The organism is Ornithinimicrobium murale (assembly GCF_003352835.1).
Lineage (GTDB): Bacteria > Actinomycetota > Actinomycetes > Actinomycetales > Dermatophilaceae > Ornithinicoccus > Ornithinicoccus muralis.
Window position 1 is genome coordinate 135035 of sequence record NZ_QLVD01000019.1, and the last position, 19208, is coordinate 154242.

General features: G+C 69.6%; 19 protein-coding genes and 1 pseudogene. 19 read left to right on the forward strand and 1 reads right to left on the reverse strand.

The window, feature by feature from the left end:
• The first annotated feature begins 56 nt into the window (after nt 1-56).
• From DPQ65_RS15845 to DPQ65_RS07230, 12 genes are all read left to right on the forward strand, one after another.
• On the forward strand, nt 57-1193 hold the full coding sequence (locus DPQ65_RS15845; protein ID WP_202863040.1) for an ArdC-like ssDNA-binding domain-containing protein: 1137 nt from the start codon (nt 57-59) through the stop codon (nt 1191-1193).
• Complete coding sequence (locus tag DPQ65_RS07180; RefSeq protein WP_202863041.1) at nt 1193-2104, forward strand: bifunctional DNA primase/polymerase; 912 nt, start codon at nt 1193-1195, stop codon at nt 2102-2104. Before DPQ65_RS15845 ends, DPQ65_RS07180 begins: the two co-directional genes overlap by 1 nt.
• Nucleotides 2101-2889, forward strand: coding sequence for a DUF2637 domain-containing protein (locus DPQ65_RS07185; RefSeq protein WP_202863042.1), 789 nt, complete (start codon nt 2101-2103; stop codon nt 2887-2889). The genes DPQ65_RS07180 and DPQ65_RS07185 overlap by 4 nt, the downstream gene beginning before the upstream one ends.
• Nucleotides 2886-3353: a hypothetical protein gene (locus DPQ65_RS07190; RefSeq protein WP_114906665.1), complete on the forward strand. Its 468-nt coding sequence runs from the start codon at nt 2886-2888 to the stop codon at nt 3351-3353. The genes DPQ65_RS07185 and DPQ65_RS07190 overlap by 4 nt, the downstream gene beginning before the upstream one ends.
• Nucleotides 3354-3442: 89 nt before the next feature.
• A complete protein-coding gene (locus DPQ65_RS07195) occupies nt 3443-4366 on the forward strand; it encodes a hypothetical protein (protein WP_114906666.1) in 924 nt (307 codons plus the stop codon).
• Complete coding sequence (locus tag DPQ65_RS07200) at nt 4363-5370, forward strand: ParB N-terminal domain-containing protein (RefSeq protein WP_114906667.1); 1008 nt, start codon at nt 4363-4365, stop codon at nt 5368-5370. Before DPQ65_RS07195 ends, DPQ65_RS07200 begins: the two co-directional genes overlap by 4 nt.
• A 63-nt stretch (nt 5371-5433) precedes the next feature.
• The gene (locus DPQ65_RS07205) at nt 5434-6126 is read left to right on the forward strand and encodes a hypothetical protein (RefSeq protein WP_114906668.1); all 693 of its coding nucleotides are present in this window, start codon (nt 5434-5436) and stop codon (nt 6124-6126) included.
• Between the two features lie 18 nt (nt 6127-6144).
• Nucleotides 6145-7806 (forward strand): M23 family metallopeptidase, encoded by a 1662-nt coding sequence (locus DPQ65_RS07210; RefSeq protein WP_114906669.1) that lies wholly within the window; start codon nt 6145-6147, stop codon nt 7804-7806.
• 6 nt (nt 7807-7812) lie between these two features.
• Nucleotides 7813-8079, forward strand: a complete 267-nt coding sequence (locus DPQ65_RS07215) for a DUF6112 family protein (protein ID WP_114906670.1) — start codon at nt 7813-7815, stop codon at nt 8077-8079.
• 106 nt (nt 8080-8185) lie between these two features.
• Nucleotides 8186-8527 carry a DUF6112 family protein gene (locus DPQ65_RS07220; RefSeq protein ID WP_114906671.1) on the forward strand — a complete coding sequence of 114 codons (342 nt, stop codon included), beginning with the start codon at nt 8186-8188 and terminating at the stop codon, nt 8525-8527.
• Between the two features lie 41 nt (nt 8528-8568).
• Nucleotides 8569-9996 (forward strand): TrbL/VirB6 family protein, encoded by a 1428-nt coding sequence (locus DPQ65_RS07225; protein WP_114906672.1) that lies wholly within the window; start codon nt 8569-8571, stop codon nt 9994-9996.
• Between the two features lie 6 nt (nt 9997-10002).
• On the forward strand, nt 10003-11472 hold the full coding sequence (locus tag DPQ65_RS07230) for an SCO6880 family protein (RefSeq protein WP_114906673.1): 1470 nt from the start codon (nt 10003-10005) through the stop codon (nt 11470-11472).
• 3 nt (nt 11473-11475) lie between these two features.
• Here the strand turns inward: DPQ65_RS07230 and DPQ65_RS07235 are convergent, their stop codons facing one another.
• Nucleotides 11476-12543, reverse strand: coding sequence for a CHAT domain-containing protein (locus DPQ65_RS07235; protein ID WP_114906674.1), 1068 nt, complete (start codon nt 12541-12543; stop codon nt 11476-11478).
• Nucleotides 12544-12659: 116 nt separating this feature from the next.
• On the opposite strand from DPQ65_RS07235, the pseudogene DPQ65_RS07240 reads away from it, so the two are divergent.
• From DPQ65_RS07240 to DPQ65_RS07270, 7 genes and pseudogenes are all read left to right on the forward strand, one after another.
• Nucleotides 12660-13028: pseudogene (locus DPQ65_RS07240) on the forward strand (hypothetical protein); the annotation flags it as partial.
• Between the two features lie 881 nt (nt 13029-13909).
• Nucleotides 13910-15406, forward strand: coding sequence for an ATP-binding protein (locus tag DPQ65_RS07245; RefSeq protein ID WP_114906675.1), 1497 nt, complete (start codon nt 13910-13912; stop codon nt 15404-15406).
• Nucleotides 15406-15969 (forward strand): hypothetical protein, encoded by a 564-nt coding sequence (locus DPQ65_RS07250; protein ID WP_114906676.1) that lies wholly within the window; start codon nt 15406-15408, stop codon nt 15967-15969. Before DPQ65_RS07245 ends, DPQ65_RS07250 begins: the two co-directional genes overlap by 1 nt.
• A complete protein-coding gene (locus DPQ65_RS07255) occupies nt 15966-17738 on the forward strand; it encodes a type IV secretory system conjugative DNA transfer family protein (protein WP_114906677.1) in 1773 nt (590 codons plus the stop codon). Before DPQ65_RS07250 ends, DPQ65_RS07255 begins: the two co-directional genes overlap by 4 nt.
• A 91-nt stretch (nt 17739-17829) precedes the next feature.
• Entirely contained in the window at nt 17830-18321 is a 492-nt protein-coding gene (locus DPQ65_RS07260) for a single-stranded DNA-binding protein (protein ID WP_114906678.1), read from the forward strand.
• Nucleotides 18322-18341: 20 nt separating this feature from the next.
• Nucleotides 18342-18956: a hypothetical protein gene (locus tag DPQ65_RS07265; RefSeq protein WP_202863043.1), complete on the forward strand. Its 615-nt coding sequence runs from the start codon at nt 18342-18344 to the stop codon at nt 18954-18956.
• Complete coding sequence (locus DPQ65_RS07270) at nt 18953-19162, forward strand: hypothetical protein (RefSeq protein WP_114906679.1); 210 nt, start codon at nt 18953-18955, stop codon at nt 19160-19162. The genes DPQ65_RS07265 and DPQ65_RS07270 overlap by 4 nt, the downstream gene beginning before the upstream one ends.
• The last annotated feature ends 46 nt before the right edge of the window (nt 19163-19208 follow it).

Genomic DNA, 19208 nt, shown 5'->3' on the forward strand with positions numbered 1-19208 from the left:
GGTGGTCACCGAGGCCCTGTTCGGCCCGGTGCTCAGGGTATCGGGAGGACACGACGATGGCGACGACACGGGAGCAAGCCAAGGCCGCACGGGAGGCCAAGCTCGATGAGCTGCACGAGCGCCTGACCGGCGCGGTCGAACGGCTCGTCTCCGGTGAGGACTGGGCGCGTGCGCTCGCATTCGCGGCACGGTTCAGGACGCGATCGTTCTCCAACACGCTGCTGATCTGGGAACAGCACCAGGTAGCGTTCGAGGCCGGCCTCGTGCCCGACCCGTTCCCGTCGTATGTGGCCGGCTATCGGCAGTGGCAGGGCCTCGAGCGGCAGGTGCAGAAGGGCCAGCCGGGGTATCAGATTCTCGCGCCAGTGACAGGCCGCTTCGCTTCATCGAACCCGGCCGACGCGGAGTCGTGGCGGCGACTGGGCAAGGGCGAGAAGCCGAGGGCCGGGGAGGTCGTGCGCACCAAGATGGTCGGCGTCCGACCGGCCTACGTGTGGGACGCGAGCCAGACCGCCGGTGATCCGATCCCTGAATCGCCCGCGCCGAAGCTGCTGGAAGGCGAAGCACCGGCCGGGCTGTGGGAGGGCCTGGCGGTGCAGGTCGAGGCGGCGGGGTTCGCGGTGGTGCGGGTGCCGCACGAGGGGCTGATCCACGGCGCCAACGGCATGACGGACTACACCGTGAACACGGTCGCGGTGCGGGAGAACATGGACCCGGCCGCGCAGGTCAAGACCCTCGCGCACGAACTCGGGCACGTCCTCCTGCATGGCCCCGATGCCGAGGAGGCCCGGCAGCATCGCGGCATCGGTGAGGTCGAGGCCGAGAGCGTGGCGCTGATGGTCGGTGCCGCTCACGGGATGGACACCAGCGGGTACACGATCCCGTACGTGTCGACCTGGGCGGCGCGGGTGGATGGCAAGGAGCCGGTCGAGGTGGTCAAGGCCACTGGTGAGCGGGTCCGCAAGGCCGCCCTGGCGATCCTAGAGCAGCTCGACACCGCCCAGATTGGTGACGGCACCCCACCGGGCCTGGACCGCGAGGCACCCCAGCACAACCAGCCTCAGCGCACCGAACCACAGCGCAGTGGGCCGGCGTACGAACGCACCACGTCAAGGCGGCCGGCGGCGCCTGTGCCTGAGCCGGCGGCGCGTCCCGCCACCGGATCGGTGGCCCTTGTGGGACGGGGCCTGTGATGGTCGCCCCGGACGCCCTGACCGGTGCGCTGGCGCGGGCCGCGGATGCGGGACAGCTCTCAGCGGCGGCACGCGAGTTGGCCGCTACCGCGGTACCGGTGTTCCCGTGCGTGCCGGGCGGCAAGCGCCCGTTGACCGAGCACGGCTTCCACGACGCCACCACCCACCCCGAAGCCGTCGCGGCGTGGTGGCGTCAGCACCCGGCAGCGAACATCGGAATGTCCACGGGGACCGCTTCGGGGGTCGTGGTGGTCGATGTCGATGTCCACGGCCCGGTCAACGGCTTCGATGCCTTCGGTCGCGCGCACGAGGCGGGGCTGGTGGATGGCTGGCAGCTCCTGGTCTCCACGCCCTCGGGCGGGATGCACGCCTACTACCCAGCCGCGCCCGGTGGTGGGCAGCGGTCGTGGCAGGCGGCCCGCGCTGGGGTCGACTTCCGTGGCGACGGCGGCTACATCGTCATCCCGCCCTCAGTCGTGGCCGGTGATCGAGGCAGCGCCTCCTATCGGGTGCGCCAGATCAGCACCGGCCACGTGTCGACACTGGACTCAGATCGGTTGCGGGACTTCCTCGACCCCCGGCCTGCACCGGCACCGCGAGCGGCAGGCCGGGTGCGCGAGGTCAGCGTCGAACGACTGGCCGCCTGGGTCGCCGGGCGAGCTGAGGGTGAGCGGAACCGTGGCCTGTTCTGGGCCGCGTGCCGGCTGGCCGAGAACGGCACCCCACCCGCAGATACCTACGCCGCCCTCGCCCCGGCCGCGGAGCACGCGGGGCTCACGATGCGGGAGGTATCGGCGACGATCCGTTCGGCCTACCGCACCACCCACCCAGCGCCGCGACCATCCGTCGACCGGTCGGCGGCGGGACCGCGCAGGGTGCCAGACCATGCAGCGGGGCGGGTGCTGTCATGAGTCCGCTGAGCAGTCTGGTGGTGCGGCGTCGTGGTGGACGACTCGCCGTGATCACCGCCGTGGCCGGGACGGTGCTGATCGCGCTTGGTGCGTTTTGGCTTTCCTTCACGGCGTTGGCCGATCTGGCCCGGCGTTCGGGTGTGGATGAGGGGCAGGCGTGGGCGTGGCCGCTGATCGTGGATGGGATCATCGTCGTGGCCACGGTGTCTGTCGTGGCGCTGGCTGGCCAGCGTGGTGCCTGGTATCCCTGGGCGCTGCTGGCGGCTGGGGCGATCGTGTCGGTGACGGCGAATGCCCTGCACGCGGTGGTGGCGGCTGATGCCGATGTGCCCGGTGTGCTGGCCGCGAGTGTGGCGGCGGTGCCGCCGCTGGTGCTGCTGGCGATCACCCACCTGACCGTCATCCTCACCCGCCCCCTCCCGGCAATCGAACCTGCCACGACCAGCGCGGTGCGCGAGGAAACCACGCCCGCGGAGCATCCGTCAGGCGAAGTCATCGTGCCTCCGCCCGCGAAGCCGAGGCGGCGCCAGCCGACGCCAGAACGGGATGAGACACCGCAGGAACTGCCGCGACGGAGCGAACCCGGCCTGCACCCTCGGGCGGGTAACGCGGGCGAGAGTCGTCGCGAGGTCGCCACCGAGCTGCGCGGCCAGGGGTGGTCGAACAAGCGCATCGCCCGCCACCTCGGGGTCCATCCCTCCACCGTGGGCCGCTGGTTCACCAGCGCGCACCTTCCCGACGACACGACCGTCAAGGACACCGTCACGGAGGCGAGAACACCATGAGCACCACCACCGACCACACCCACGACCGGCACGCCCGCGAGCATCCGCGCGACCGTGAGCGCCAGGTGACCGATCAGGACACCGGCCGCAAGACCCCTGACCCGGCAGCCGAGACGACGCCAGAGGCGGTTCAGGCCGCGAAGACCGCCCACCGCAACCGAGTCGGCAGGACGACGGCGGCGGACAGTGCGCGGCGGGCTCGGGGTGTGGAGTGGGTGCGACCCACCGACCTGCTCGCGCGGCAGTCGGCAACGGCCGCGGGGCGCGGTATCGACTTCGAGGTCGAGCTCGCCCGCCGCACCCGCCAGGCCACCGGCCATGTCGCCCGGGTCAGCGGTCGCGGTATCGGCAGGGCCGGGAAGGCGGTCAGTGAGCGGGCGCGGCGGCTGCCGGATGTGTCGGAGTTCGGCCGTGGGGGCCGGCACCAGTCGTGGGTGAGCCGTTCGGGGATCGGGCTGGGGTGACCACAGATGCGCACCCCCACCATGACGCCGCCGTCGCAGCCGGTGGTGTGGGGATGCGCGTGCACCTGTCTGTCAGGAGGTGCCCGACCATGAGCACGAGAACACCCACACACCCGCACACCGCTGAGGACGAGGGCGGTGTGGACTTCACTGCCAGCGACGGGCTGCGCGCACTGCTGACCCGGCTCCACGCCGCTGGGCCCGGAGCGTGGAGCCATGATCCGGTGGCCGCGGAGCTGATGGCTCACACCGCTGAGAAGTATGAGCCGCTGGCGCGCAAGCATGGCCTGGACCCGTGGGAGGCGGCGTCGGCGGCGTTCAAGGTGATGATCACCCGCGCCGCCCGCGAAGCACGTGATCCGTGGGCGGTGATCACGCATGCGGTGCGGATCACCTGCATCTTCGAGGAACGCGCCCAAGGCCTGCTCTGCTCGGTGCACCAGGCTCGTCGCCCGCACGTCTCGGCGTTCCACGACCCGGAGCGGTTCTCTGACCGGGAGAACCCGCTGGTGGACTATCACCCGGCCTTCCACATCACGGACCCCCACAACCACGACACCGGCGACGCGGAGACGGACTCCGCCAGCGCGGGGTCTGATGGTGGTGGGCGTGGGTCGGATCGGGCGTGCATGTCCGCCGGGTCGGCGGCCGAGGACGCAATTGCCCTGTTCACGCTGCTGGGCTGGGAGCCGGCCACCGCCCGGGCTGGGGTGGAGCATGTCTGCGGGGCGCTGACCAAGACCGGGGCCCGCCAAGCCGCCTACGAGACCTTGCGGCGGGACAAGCACGCTCGCGTGCTGCTGGACATCCCGCGCCGCTCGTGGACTGCGCTGCTGCGCGCCTTATTGGGCAACCCGCACCCCGCCTACGCCGCCACGAGCACCGGGCGGGGTGTGCTGCGGCGGCTGCTGATCGGCGAGACCCTGTCGGTGCTGCTGCGCGATGACGACCTCATCCTGACCATCTCCCTCGCAGCCCCCGGCCACCACGACCATGGTGGTGAGGGGTCGTGAGCGCGCCGGCGGGATACATCGAGTTGGAGCGCACCGTCGACTCCATCCGGGTGGGGCGGCGGCACCGGACAGCGTTCGGGAACATCGACGAACTCGCCGCCTCGATCGACCGCGACGGGCTGTTGCAACCGATCACCATCACCCCCGACGGGGCCCTGGTCTGCGGTGCGCGGCGGTTGGCGGCGATCAAGCAGCTCGGCTGGCGCAAGGTCAACGTCTGGGTCCGGAGCGGGATCTCCGATCGCCTCGGCCACCTCCTGGCCGAGCAGGACGACAACGTGCTGCACAAGCCGCTGACCCAGACCGAGGCCGCAGCCCTGTATCGGGAGCTGAAGACCCTCATGGCTGAGGACGCTGAGCGCAGGAAGTCCGCGACGCAGTTCAGCCGGGAACGACAGCCAGGAAACGACGGTCCCGGCGAATCGCCGGGACCGTCAGGACCACTGGGAGAAGCGCGCGAGCAGGCCGCTCGCATGGTCACCGGGACCGCCTCCTATAAGCGCTTGGAGCAAGTCGGATGGCTCCAGAGGATCGCCGAGGACCCTGCCCAGCCCGCCGAGCTACGGGCACGGGTGGCCGCCGAGCTGGAGCGCATCGACGCCGGCGCACCCGTGCATCCGATCTACGAAGCGATCCGCAACGCGGCCGAGACCGCCAGAGAGCGACGAGAAGTGGACCTGCATCAACTCGCCGCCGACGCCCTCGCCCGCGCCAAGCAGACGAAGACTGGTAAGCGCCCGCCTCGGCCCCGACCGGTCACCGACGACGGCGAGCCCGCCCAGTATCCGGTGCGGGCATTCGTGCTCACCTGGGGCGAGCTGGAGCAGTGGTGGACCCACTATGACGCCGAGCACCTCGCGGTCGAGCTGAGCGATGAGCAGATCGAGTCGTTCCTGACCACCGTCGAGGGCACCAGCCGATTCGCCGACGAACTCCGCACCCTGCGCGACCGCGACACCGCTGACGAGCCGGTAACAGCTCGCGCCCACTTGCGCGCCCTCTGACGGCCACCTTCGCCCTTCCCGTTCGTCCTGCGTCGGTTGGTGGCGGGAGCGCACCTGGTGGGCATGAAGACTCCCGACCTCTCCGAGCCCCGCATTCGCCGCCGACTCATCGCCGCCCTCACCGCCGTGCTGGGCGCGTTGATGCTGGCCGGTGTCGGCGTCTACGGGCTCCTCGTCGGCCCACCCGACCAGAGCCGCGGTGATGACGACAGCGAGACTCCTGGCCCGGTGGTGACCGCGCCGTCCGATCCGGTCCCCACCACGACACCGCGGCTGCCGGTCGTGCGGGCCTCGGATGATCCGGAGGCCTTCGCCCGCAACGTCGCCACCGCGTTGTTCGAGTGGGACACCGCGTCGGGGTTCATGCCGTTGGACTACACCAGCGTGATCCTCGACGTCGGCGACCCCACCGGCGCCGAGCAAGCGGGCCTGGCTTCCGACATCGCCGCCTACCTCCCGTCCCGGGATGCCTGGATCGAGCTGCGGCAGTACGCCACCATCCAGCACCTCACCATCGACGACGCCTACATCCCCGACGCGTGGGCGACCGCGGTCGAGCAGGCGCAGCCCGGGCAGCTCGCCGAGGGCACTGTCGCGGTCACGATCGAAGGCACCCGCCACCGCGCCGGCCTGTGGAACGACGAACACGTCACCAGCGAACACAAGGTGGCGTTCACGGTGTTCGTGGTCTGCGGCCCGACCTACGAGACCTGTCATCTGCTGCGGCTGTCCCAGCTCGACAACCCCCTCCGATAGGTCTGGGGGTCATTGGTCGTGTTGAAGAAACTGCTCATCGTCGCCCTCGCCTTGGTCTTCCTGGCGCCGTCGCTGGTGCTGGTGGGGATCGGGGTGGTGATGAACCCCGCCCTGAGCGCCACGGGCTCCTGCACCATCCCCGGCGGCTCGAACGTCACGGTCGGCGACGTCCCCGACGAACTCACCGTGACGACGGCGAACGGTGAGACGTTCACGCTGAACCGGACCCAGCTCACCCACGCGGCGACGATCATCGAGAGCGGCAGCAGCATCGACGGGATCACCCGCGACGGCCTTCAGATCGCGTTGATGGCGGCGCTGACCGAGAGCACGCTGCGGATGCTGTCCAACACCAGCGCCTACCCGGAATCCGGCGACTACCCGAACGACGGCGACGGCTCCGACCACGACTCCCTAGGCCTGTTTCAGATGCGTCCCCAATCGGGCTGGGGCACGGTTGCCGAGTTGATGGACCCCGTCTACCAGGCACAGGCGTTCTTCGGCGGCCCCACCGGACCCAACCACCCCTCACCGCGGGGCCTGTTGGACATTCCCGGGTGGGAGGAGATGGACAAGGGTGAGGCCGCCCAAGCCGTCGAAGTCAGCGCGTATCCGGACCGATATCGGAACTACGAGCCGGTCGCCGAGACCATCCTGTCCACCCTCACCACCACAACGACGACGGCCGACACGAGCGGACCGACTGGGGACCCTGTGGTGCAGCCGGTGGCGGTGGGGTCGTCGCGGGTGGTGTTCCCGATGCCCGAGGGCACCTGGGTGCTCACCAGCGAGTACGGGCCACGTATCCACCCCATCACCGGCGAGGGCTCCTTCCACACCGGGACCGACTTCGCCGCCCCTGACGGCACACCACTCCTGGCCGCTGCGGGCGGGACGGTGACGGTGGCGGAGTTCTCCGGAGGGTACGGCGGGCTCATCGTCATCGAGCACACCATCGATGGCGCCACGGTGGCCACGGCGTATGCGCACATGTGGGAGCACGGCATCCACGTCCAAGCCGGCGACACCGTGACCGCGGGGCAGCACATCGGTGACACCGGCTCCTCGGGCAACTCCACGGGGCCGCATCTGCATTTCGAGGTCCGCCTTGGCGGCACCGACGGTGAGCACACCGACCCCGCCGCCTGGCTGAATGCCCACAACGCCGCCGACCTGCCCGAGCCCGAGACCGGCGCACCCGGCGGCGACTGCGATCCCGGTGGTGGAACATCTGGTGGTGAGCCGGACCCCCTCGATGGTGACCCGGACCGCCTGGTGGACGATCCGACCTCGGATGGGCAGATCACCGCGCGGATGCTGCACCTCTACACCCAGACCATCGCCGCGTTCCCCGACACCTCCTGGGCCTGCTACTCACCCCGGCCCGGCACCAGCTCCGAGCACCCCCTCGGGCGCGCGTGTGACGGGACCTTCGGCAACGTCATCGGCGAGTACCCGACCCCTGAGCAGCGCGAACTGGGGTGGGAGGTCACGAACTGGATGAAGGAGCACGCCGAGACCCTCGGGGTGGAGTATCTGATCTGGGACGGGCTCATCTGGTCCCTGGCTCGGGATTCTGAGGGGTGGCGCTCCTACGACGGCGGCGGCATGCACGACCCCGACAGCATCACCGGATCTCACGCCGACCATCTCCACGTCACCGTGCGGGCCGGGAGCTGATCGAGCATGGACATATTCCCCGACTTCAACGGCCTCGGTGGGATCGGCGATCTGCGCGAGGTCATCGGCGCCCTGCTGACCTTCGTGCTCATCATCGCGGTGCTGATGCTGATCGTCTGCGCCATCGTGTGGGCGCTGTCGACCGCGAACGGCCACCACGCCGCCGCCACCAAAGCCCGCATCGGAGCCTGGTCCGCCCTGGGCGCCGCAGTCCTGGCCGGCGGCGGAGTCGCGTGGTTGAACTGGCTGATCGACCTCGGCCAGCAACTCTGAACCCCGCCACGAGCGGACCCCTCATTGGCTCACAGGGCGTGGGGCGGGCGGTGCACCTGATCGGCGAGAACCACTGTCTCGCCGACGCCCCGAAGGAGCACCCGCCATGACCGTCCTGAGCCTGATCACCGAAACCACCGCCGCGGCTGCCACAACGTGGCCGGTGGTACTGCCGGCCAACATCGACATCAACCCCAACGACTCCGGACTTCCCGGAATCAGCCAGCTGCGCACCATCGTCGGCGCCGTGATGACGATCGGCCTCATCCTCTCCGTCCTCGCGTTGATCATCTCCGCGATCGTGTGGGGCTTCGGCGCCAACTCCTCCAACCCGCACCTGGCCGGCCGGGGGAAGATCGGCGTCCTCGTGAGCTGCGGCGCCGCCGTGATCTGCGGTGCCAGCGTCACGTTGATCAACTTCTTCTGGGACGTCGGCCAGCAGGTCTGACCCCACCCACTCGACTCTGCTTCCTGAAGGAGTGATCTGCGGTGGGTGTGTGCGATATCCCCCTCGTCTCAGCCGTCTGCGACACCGCCGGCGAAGCCGCCGCGTCGCTGGTCTCCGCACCGTTCGACTGGCTCGCCGGAGCGATGGGCGCCGCCGCCGGCTGGCTGTTCGAGGCCGTCTGGTCGGTGTTCGACACCACCACCCTGGTCGACGTCACCAGCGATGAGTACGTGGCGGTCTACAACATCCTGTTCGGCATCGCCGTGTTCGTGATGCTGCTGTTCTTCTGCCTCCAACTCATCACCGGACTCATCAGCCGCGACCCGACCGCCCTCTCCCGCGCTGCCCTCGGCCTCGCCAAGAGCGTCCTCGGGTCATTCATCGTCATCACCCTGACCGCGCTGTTGTTGGAGATCGTCGATCAGCTCTGCATCGGGATCATCCAAGCCGCGGGCGAGACCACCGAGTCGATGGGCGACAAGATCACCCTGCTCGCCGCCGGGCTGGTCGGGATCAACATCGCCGCACCCGGCGTCGGGGCCATCATCACGATCTTCCTCGCCGGGCTCGCCATCTCAGCAGCCGCCATCGTGTGGCTCTCGCTCCTCGTGAGGAAGGCGCTGCTGCTGGTGGCGATCGTGCTGGCACCGCTGGCGTTCTCGGGTGCGTCGTGGGATGCGACGAAGGGGTGGATCAGCAAGTGGGCGATGTTCGTCATCGCCCTCATCGTGTCGAAGTTGGTCTTGGTGGTGATGTTCCTCGTTGCCATCACGCAGGTGTCGGCGCCGATCGATGGGGACCTGGCCTCGGTCGCCGACCCGATCGCCGGGATCGTGCTCATGGCAATGGCCGCCTTCGCGCCGTACATGACTTACAAGTTCCTGAACTTCGTCGGCTTCGACATGTACCACGCCATCGGGTCCGAACAGGACGCCAAGAACGCCCTCAATCGACCTGTCCCCACCCCCTCGAAGCCGCAGGGCGGTGCGGAGCCGAAAAAGGTCCTCGACGGCGGTGAGGACAGCAAGTCCGGAGGCGGCAACGGCGGTGGTGGTGGGAAGAAGCCGCCGCAGCCCAAGAACCCAGCACCCGGCGGCAGCGGGTCTGCTGGGGCCGGTGGAGGGAAGGCCGCCACCAGTGGTTCCGCCGGAGCAGGCGCCAGCGGTGGAGCTGGCGCAGGAGCGGGTGCTGGCGCTGCGGCGGCGGGTCCCGCAGCCGCGGCCGTGGTGGCCGCGAAGGTCGCCAAAGACGCCGCGACCGCCGGACCCAAGGCCGGCACGGCCCTCGGCGGGCAGGGCGAGACCGCGGCAGACGCCGCCGGACAGACCGGCAACACCCCGCCGGCCGCGCAGGCACCCCCGCCGTCGACGCCGCAGCCCAAGGCGCCCAGTGGCGGGCCGTCCGGTTCCGAGGCGCGCCCGCCGAGGCAGCCCCCGCCGCCTGCGCCGAAGCAGACCGGGAAGGAGTAAGCCGCCATGCCCATCAAGCAGAACGAGCCCGCCACGTCGGTGGAGTTGGTGCCGGTGAAGTTCTCCCGCCTGACCCGCCGAGGCATCCTTCTCGGACTCTCGCTCTCGCAGCTCATCACCCTCGCCATCGGCATCCTCTCGGTCGTGGGTGCGCTGTACGCCGGGGGCGGCATCCTGCTCGCGTACACCGCACCGCTCTGGGTGGTCGCCGCCTGCCTGACGTGGATACCGATCGCGGGCCGGCCCGCGGTGGAGTGGCTGCCGGTCGCGTTCTGGTGGCTCTGGCGTTCGACCGGCGGACAGCTGCTGTATCGGCGGCGGGTCGTCACCCCGCGACCGGTCGGGACGCTGGCGCTGCCTGGTGACATGGGGCGGCTGCGCGAGTACACCGATCCCGAAACTGGGGCGGGGATGATCCACGACCCTCACCAGCAGACGTTGACGGTCGTCTGCGAGGTGTCGCATCCGGCGTTCGTCCTGTTGGACCCGGGTGAGCAGGAGCGCCGGGTCACCTCCTGGGGACGAGTCCTGGCGACGGTGTGCCGCTCGGGCAGGATCGCCGCGTTGCAGGTGCTGGAGCGGACGCTGCCGGACTCGGGGACAGGGTTGGCCGAATGGTGGGAAGCCCACGGCACCGAAGACGACACCTGGGCCGCGACCACTTACGCCGAGTTGATCGATCGCGCCGGACCCGCCGGCGAACGGCACGCCACCACCCTGTCGCTGTCGTTGGACATGAAGAACGCGGCACGGCAGATCAGAACCGCCGGTGGCGGTATCCGCGGCGCCGCCGCCGTCCTGCGCCAAGAGATGAGCACGCTCGTGGCTGCTCTGCGGTCGGCCGACCTGACACCTTTGGGATGGCTGTCGCCGGGTGAGATCGCGGTGATCCTGCGGTCTGCGTATGACCCGGCGATCGCCGCCACGTTGGAGCGCCACGGCGAACTCGGCCAGGCCCTCGCGACCGCCGGACCCGTCGCGGTCAACGAGTCATGGACTCGCCTGCGCACGGACTCCGCCCACCACGCCGTGCTCTGGGTGAGCGAATGGCCACGGTCGCTGGTCTATCCCGGCTTCCTGTCGCCAGTGCTGCTCTCCACGGGTATCCAACGGAGCTTTTCGCTGATCTGCACGCCGATGCGCTCCGATCAGGCCGCCAGGGACATCCGCAAGAAGAAGGTCGAGCACATCTCCGATCAGGCGCAGCGGGCCAAGATCGGGCAGATCGAAGACGCCTCCCAGACCGCCGAGTACCAAGACGTGCTCCAGCAGGAAGCCGACCTGACCGCAGGACACGGCGTCCTCAGATACACCGGCCTCATCTCCGTATCCGCCCCCACCGTCGAAGAACTCGAGGCCGGGGTCGCGGCGATCGAGCAGGCCGCCATCCAAGCCTCCTGCGAGACCCGGTTGTTGGTCGGTCAGCAGGCCGCGGCGTTCACCGCCGCCGCACTACCGCTGTGCCGCCGCGTCTGACCGTCACTCTGAACTGGTTGGCTTGACGAGGATGGTTGCGGCCGGGTCGACGTCGGGAGCCCAGGCCAGGGCCGGGAGGTCGGTGCCATCGAGGCCGTCGAGTTCGAGGCGGACCCTGCCGGCCAGGTGGGCCGAGTTGATGGACTGACCGTTGGCGATAGAGGCGTAGAACTGAGCTGCGTAGTTGATCGCGTCGCCGTCGTCGATCTCATCGGCCATCCCGATGGCGAACGGCACCACTTGCTCCACGAGGGCATCGATCTGCGATGCGGAGTTGCAGGAGTTCAGCAAGACCAGCAGTGGCGGGTCGTCGGTGGCTCGGATGGCGTTCGCGAAAGCCGTGGCGGTGACGATCACACCTTCGTGGGGTTCGTCTTGCTCATCCTCGAACACGATGAGGTCGTCGTCACTGTGTCCGGAGAAGTGCACCACGTGCGGTCGGAACTTCGTGATCCCGTCGAGAAGGTCGGCCGTCGTAGCAGCGGGCCGCACGTCGAGGTCGATCTGGTCGCGATGCAATGCCGACTCGACCGCTGATCGGATGCGCTTCTGCTCGCGCCCCACGCGCAGGTCCCCCGCGGACGACGCCCCCAGGATGAGCACCCGGAGCTTCTCGGGCTTCGGTGCGGGCAACTGGCGCAGCGCGTGATCCACGGCGGATTCGGTCTGGCTGATGCGCGAGTCGAGAGCTGCCTTCTCGGTCGCGGCACGGCGGTCGGCCTGCTGTTGCTCTCGCTGACGCCGTCGCTCGGCGGCATCGGCTTCGGACCGCTCCGCCCGCGCGAGCTTGGCCTGCAACGACGACTCTTCCTTCGCATAACCGGCGGCCTTCGTCTGCCAGCGACCCGCTTCCTTCCCCGCGGTCTCAGCTTCCTTGTCCTTTCGCTCGGCCCCACGAAGTTTGCTCTTCATCGTGGACTCGCTTTTGGTCTTCGCCGCTGCCTGGCGAGCCTTGGTGGCCTCGGCGCGTTTCACGGACTCCTTCGATCGGTAGTCCCCGGCCTTCCTCTCCGCCTCGACCCGCTGCTTGCGCTTGCGTTCGAGCTGTCCTCGGTACTGGCTCGCGCTCATCTGACTTCTCCTCGCCCCATCGCGTCCTTGGTTGTCACGCTACGCCGAGCCACGGACATCTCCGGGGAGATCGTCGTGCACCTGGCTGACACATCCCAGGTCAGAAAGGCGCTCCCATGCCGACGTTCCACGACCCGCTCGCCGACGCGGCCGAAGCCTCCGAAGCGCTACGCGGCCTCGCCCACGCCTCCCGCGTATTCGACGACCCTGCCGACACCTACACCGTGTTCGGTGACCTCCTGGCCGGAGTGCGGTCGCTGCGCCAAGTCCTCGACCAGCTCGCCAACACCCACCTGAACGCGCGGGATCGCGCGTCCGACGACGACGGCAACCCCGCCGCGGGTGCGGCGTCCGCGCTGGCAGCCGCCGATGAGCTGCACCAAGCCGGCACCCTGCTCGATCAGGCCTACGACCGGCTCGACACCGCCTTCTCCCACTCCGGGCGCATCGCCTGGCACCCCGAACCCGTCCTGGATCGAGACGCCGCGCGGGAACGGCTGGCCGCACGCCTCGACGGCGACCCCACCACCGCGACCACGACCGTGAAGGCGGGGACGCTCACGTTAGCGGTGTGGCCCGATACGCCGGTGGCTGAGCATCAGCGCTACGCCTACCGGATCACCGACACCACCACCGGCCAAGCGGTGGAGGGCCGGGACCTGTTCACGGGCGCCGGCACCGCCGTTGAGCCCGACCGCGCCCTCCGCGACCTGGCCACCTTCCTGAGCGCCGCTGGTGAGGCTCGCCAGTACGCCCTCGACCACCCCGGCAGCAACCCGGAGAACGAGGGCCTGTTCCCCGCGTGGGTGGGCGAGGCCGCCCGCACCAACACCGACGCCCTGGCCGAACTGAGCGAGCACGGCCCCACCAACCCTGATCCCGAAGCCGCGCACTTGGGGCGGCGGTGGCTCAGCGTGGTCTTCCTTCAGGGCGAGGAGGCCGATGCGTTGCTCGACCTGATCGACCGCGACGGCGCCGACGCAGCCATCGAACACCTGAAGGGCTGGGACTACGGCGATGAGACCACCGATGCGGCATTGGAGAACGGCTATGTCTACGACGATCAGCCGCCGGCGAGTGGCACCGACCGGACCCTCACCAGCAGCGAGTACGCGGTGACCTACAACCACGCCCTCGCCCACGTCGGCCTCTACCGGCAATTCGACACCCCGCCCGACCCGGCACTCCGCGTTGATCCGCCTGCTCCTGAGACCGCCAGCATCAGTACGGGGCCGTCGCCTCGTGCGCAGCAGGCAGCGTCGGACCGGGAGGGTCATGAGGCGCGGCGTGCGGCGTTGGGCGCGGACCGCGACTGGTTCACTACTCCCTCCCGCAGCTCGGCCGATTCGGGGCGGGGGTTGTCGCTGTGACCGGCACCGAGCGGGAACGGCTGCACACCTCGGTCCTGGTCGCCCCCGCCAAAGAACGTCGCCGGCTCCGCAAACAACGCCGCCAAGCCGCCACGAGGCTCCAGGCCGAGCAACGCGCCGCTGAGAAGCACGCCGCGCGGGCGAAGGCAGAGTCCGAGCGCGCCGAACGCCGCGCCACCACCTACCTGCCCGCTGCCAGTGAGCCCGGCCCGGCAGCGCTGCGCACGCCGGGCCGATTCCGCCTCCCGCGCCACCAAGACACCTCCGCGACCCTCGCCGGGGCGTATCCGTTCGTCGCCGAAGGCGGACTCGGCTCCGATGGCGTGTTCGTGGGCCAAGACCTCTACTCCGGCGGATCGTTCGTCTACGACCCCTGGGTGCTCTACGCCCGCGGGATCATCACAGCACCCAACGTGGTGCTCGCCGGGATCGTCGGCTCCGGCAAGTCCTCCCTCGCCAAGTCCCTCTACACACGATCGCTGCCGTTCGGGCGCCGGGTCTACGTCCCCGGTGACCCCAAGGGTGAGCACACCGCGGTCGCCGAAGCCGTCGGCGGGAGGGCTATCGTCCTCGGCCACGGCCTGAACACTCGACTCAATCCCCTCGATGAAGGCCACCGACCCGGCGGGCTCACCGACGAGCAGTGGAAGACGACCGTGGCCTCGCGACGCCGCGACTTGATCGGCGCCCTGGCCGAGACCGTGCTGGCGCGGGGGTTGACGCCGTTGGAGCACACCGCCGTCGACCTGGCGCTGACGCAGACGGTGCGGGAGAACGACGTGCCGATCCTGCCAATGGTCGTCGACCATGTCCTCAACCCCAACAGCTCAGATACGGACGCTGACGGCCGGCTGGCCGAGGACGGCCGGCTCGTCGGCCACGCCCTCCGCAGGCTCGTGGCAGGTGACCTCCAGGGGCTCTTCGATGGCCCATCGACCGTGGCCTTCGATCCGTCGCTGCCGATGATCAGCCTCGACCTCTCCCGCGTCACCGAGAACAGCACCCTCATCAGCGTGCTGATGACGTGCTCCAGCGCGTGGATGGAGTCCGCACTGTTGGACCCGGCCGGCGGTCAGCGGTGGGTGATCTACGACGAAGCCTGGCGCCTGATGTCCCACCCCGCGCTCTTGAAACGCATGGACGCCCACTGGCGGCTCGCGCGGCACTACGGGATCGCGAACATGCTGATCTTCCACAAACTCTCCGACCTGGACAACGTCGGCGACCAGGGCTCAGCCATGCGCTCCCTCGCCAACAGCCTCCTCGCCAACGCGGAGACCAGGATCGTCTACCGGCAAGAATCCGACCAACTTGGCCCCACCGCGACCGCCCTCGGACTGACCGGCACCGAGCAGAAACTCCTCCCCAGCCTCGGGGTCGGGCAGGGGTTGTGGCGGATCAAGGACAGAGCCTTCGTCACCCAGCACCAGCTCCACCCGGCTGAGCTGTCGCTGTTCGACACCAGCTCCCGCCTCACTCAGGGGGTCATGTGATGGGGGCCTCGAAGAAGCCACGCCGCACCACCTTGCAGGACCCCGCGGAGACCCCGGTTGTACTCCCGCACGTCGTCGTCACGGTCGCCGAGAACGGAACGTTGGACGTCACCGTCGACGGCGCACCGTTCCCGCCACCACAACAGGATTCCGCGTGGACGCGCAGCACCTTCGGTGAGCTGATGGATGCCGTCACCGCTGACCGCACCATCGCTGTGCGGATCGAGGTCCGCGAGAGCGACGGGTCCGTGTTCACCGACCTCATCCGCGCCCGTCGCCCCGCACGACCCGAGCTGGCCGAAGTCGAGGACGCCGAGAATCGGGGCCGTGGCGGCGAGAACCAGCCTGCCTCCAGACTCGTCGAGGTCACCGGCGAGGGGTTCGTGCCCGGTGAGGACGTCGGGGTCGCGCTGATCGTCGCTCACACCGACGCCACCGGCACCGGCCAGGCCCGCGCCGTGATCGACACCGGCCACCTCGCGCCTGCCCTGGCGGGCGGGACCGGTGAGGTTGTGCTGCTGGGCCGGGTCTCGGGCACCCTGCACATCCGGCGGGTGTCATGAGCACCGGGCAGCGGCAGACCGGGAGCATGGGCGATGAGCTGACCAACGCCGCCATCGTCGCCCTGATCGGCGCCTTCGGCTTCGCGCTCGTTCTACGCGCCGCCGGGAGCGTGGCGGCGTTCCTCACCGGCGTACCCCAACCCGCGTCCGGCCCTGCATCCGGGCTCGGTGTGCTGTTCAATCAGGCCGACCCCGCGATGGCGTTGGATGCCGAGGGGTTGAGCCCTGTTGCGTACTGGATCACCGCCGCCGTGCTCCTCGGTGCTCTGGGTGCGGCGGGTACGTGGGTGTGGGTGCGGCTGCGTCGCCACTCGCGCAAGGTCGAGACCGACCCGCGACGCCTGGCCGGCACCGCCACCGCCCACGAGGTCACCCAGAACGCCTCCGCCAAGGCACTCCTACGCCGGGCCACGGCACTGCGCCCGTCACTCGATGAGCCAACGCCCTCCGATGTCGGTTACCTGCTGGGCCGCTCGCGAGGCAGGCAGGTGTGGGCGAGCGTGGAGGACTCGATCCTGCTCATCGGCCCACCGCGCTCCGGCAAGGGCCTGCATGTGGTCATCAACGCCATCCTCGACGCACCCGGCGCCGTAGTCACCACGAGCACCCGCCCGGACAACCTCACCGCCACCCTGAAGGCTCGCCAGCGCGAGGGGCGGCCGGTAGCCGTGTTCGACCCCCAGCACCTGGCCGAAGGTATCCCCGCGGGCATGCGCTGGTCACCCATCCGTGGCTGCGATGACCCGCTGACCGCCATGATCCGAGCCACCGGACTCGCCGCCGCCACCGGACTCTCCGCTGGCGGTGTGGAGTCCGGGGGCTTCTGGGAAGGCAAGACCCGCACCGCCCTCCAAGCCCTCCTGCACGCCGCCGCCCTCGACGGACGCCCGCCATCGGAGCTGTTCCGGTGGACTCTCGACCCCACCGCTGCCGCCGAAGCCGTCGCCATCCTCACCAACACCACCCAAGCCGCGACCGGGTGGGCCGACTCGCTTGGGGCGATGATCGACTCGGACCCCAAAACCCGCGACTCCATCTGGCAAGGCGTCGCCCTCGCCCTCGGAGCACTCGCCGACCCGAGGGTGCTCGATGCCGTCTCACCACGAGCTGGTGAGGACTTCGACCCCGAGACCTTCATCCGCCAGCGCGGCACCCTCTACCTGCTCGCCACCGGCGCCGGAGCCGGCGCATCCGCCGCACTCGTGGCCGCGTTCGTCGAAGACCTCATCGAAACCGCACGCCGGATCGCGGCCCGCTCTCCCGGCGCCCGCCTCGACCCACCACTACTGCTGGCACTCGATGAGATCGGCAACCTCGCCCGATTGCCAAGTCTCCCGACGCTGATGGCAGAAGGCGGCGGCACCGGCATCACCGCACTCCCGGTCTTGCAGTCACTGGCCCAGGCACGCGAGAAGTGGTCCGACAACGCCGCCGGCGCCATCTGGGATGCCAGCATCGTCAAGATCATCCTCGGCGGCGCCTCCAACTCCCGCGACCTCCAAGACCTCTCCACCCTCATCGGCGAACGCGACGAGTACACCGACAGCGTGACCCTTGGCGACCACGGCACCCGATCGAACCAGCGCTCGGTGCGCCGGGTACCGATCCTGCCGCCAGACCGGATCAGGACCCTCCCGTTCGGCACCGGGGTAACGCTGTTGCGTTCCACGCCACCGATCATCACCGACCTACGCCCCTGGCCCTCCCGACCCGACGCTGCCCAGTTGAAGGCGGACCGGGCCGAGGTCGAAGCGTTGCTCCAGCGCTGAGCCCGCCGCCCTCGGTCGTGGTGGTGCGCGCGTGCACCTACCTGTCCCAGCGGTCACCGCTCCGGTGGCTGCGTGAGCAGGAGCACGTGCGATGAGTACCGATTCAACGACTGGGCTGGAGCTGAAGGACAGCATCTACGCCTTCGTGGCTTCCAAGCCGCGACTGACCTACACCGAGAACGGCGATGCCCGCTTGTACTTCAAGGCCGGCCAACGCCACCGCCACTACGACCCCGAGGTCGGATGGCAGAACCAGCCGACCACCTTCCACGACGTCGTTGCGTTCAAGGGTGCTGCCCAGTTCGGCATCGAGCACCTGCGCGAGAAGGACCGGTTCATCGCCCAAGGCTCGCTGCGCGAGTACACCAACAAGCACACCGGCGAGCGCGAGGAGCAGTTCGAGGCCACCCGGTTCCTGCCCGCGACCCCGCCGTCGAAGAACACCGGCGGGCGCGCCCCTCGCAGGACTCTCGAACGCCAGACCCCGAGCCGGGACGCCGCCAGCGCGGAGGCGCCGCAGGTCGACCAGGCCCAGCGGCGAGTACCGCAGTCCCAGTCCGCCACGCCGCATATCGGCCTGTGACCGCAGGAGGGGAGACGAGCATGAACGACGAGACTCCGAACGAGCACCCGTCCGACGAGGACTTCCACGACATCGAGAACACGGCGGACGCAGACGAGACGCCGGAGACCGGTGACGTGGACGGTTTCGAGGACGCCGACACGCCAGCGGTGCCGCATCCGGTGAACTGGAACCTGCTAAGCGCCGATGACTTGGAAGCCGAGTGGCTGGCACTCAACGACTGGGTCGCGTGGCTGCGCCGCACCTACGGGCTGCCCGTCAGCGTGCTGCCGCCGTTCTGGCACCGCCATCCCGAGCTGGTGTGGGAGCTGTCCGCGCTGCATCTGCACTGGCTGGGTGCCTACGACCCCGAGCAGAACGCCTCGGCCGCGATCGGCTGGCACCGTGACTTCGCCGACGCTCGCGCTCGGCTGCGTGACTGGGTGGCCGCCTCGGGCACTCGACTGGATCATGACCGACCCACCCGGCAGGCGGTCTGGCCCGGCGAGGAACCAGCCCCCGCGATCGAGGACACCACGATCGCCGACCGCGGTGAGGATTTCGTGCAGTACGTGTTCGAGCAGGTTCAGGCCCGCCGTGAAGCCGAAGACGCGTTCTTCGCCGGACTCGACCTCGACACCGGAGAGCTGCCATGACCACCGGAGCCGAAAGCCCGAGTGTCCCGCCGGAGCGGATGCGCGACTACCGCGTCGAGGCCGAGCTGCGTCCCAGCCCGGACCTGCACAAGCTCGCCCAGGTGTTCATCGGGATGGCCCAGGCCCGCGCCCGCCAAGAACACCAGGAGAACGCTGGGCAGGAGAGTCCTCCTGAGCACACTGGTGGCCAGAGCGTAGAATCGTAAGCGTACGCATGCCAGCGGCCACCCAGGTGGTCGTGGTGTGGCGTCT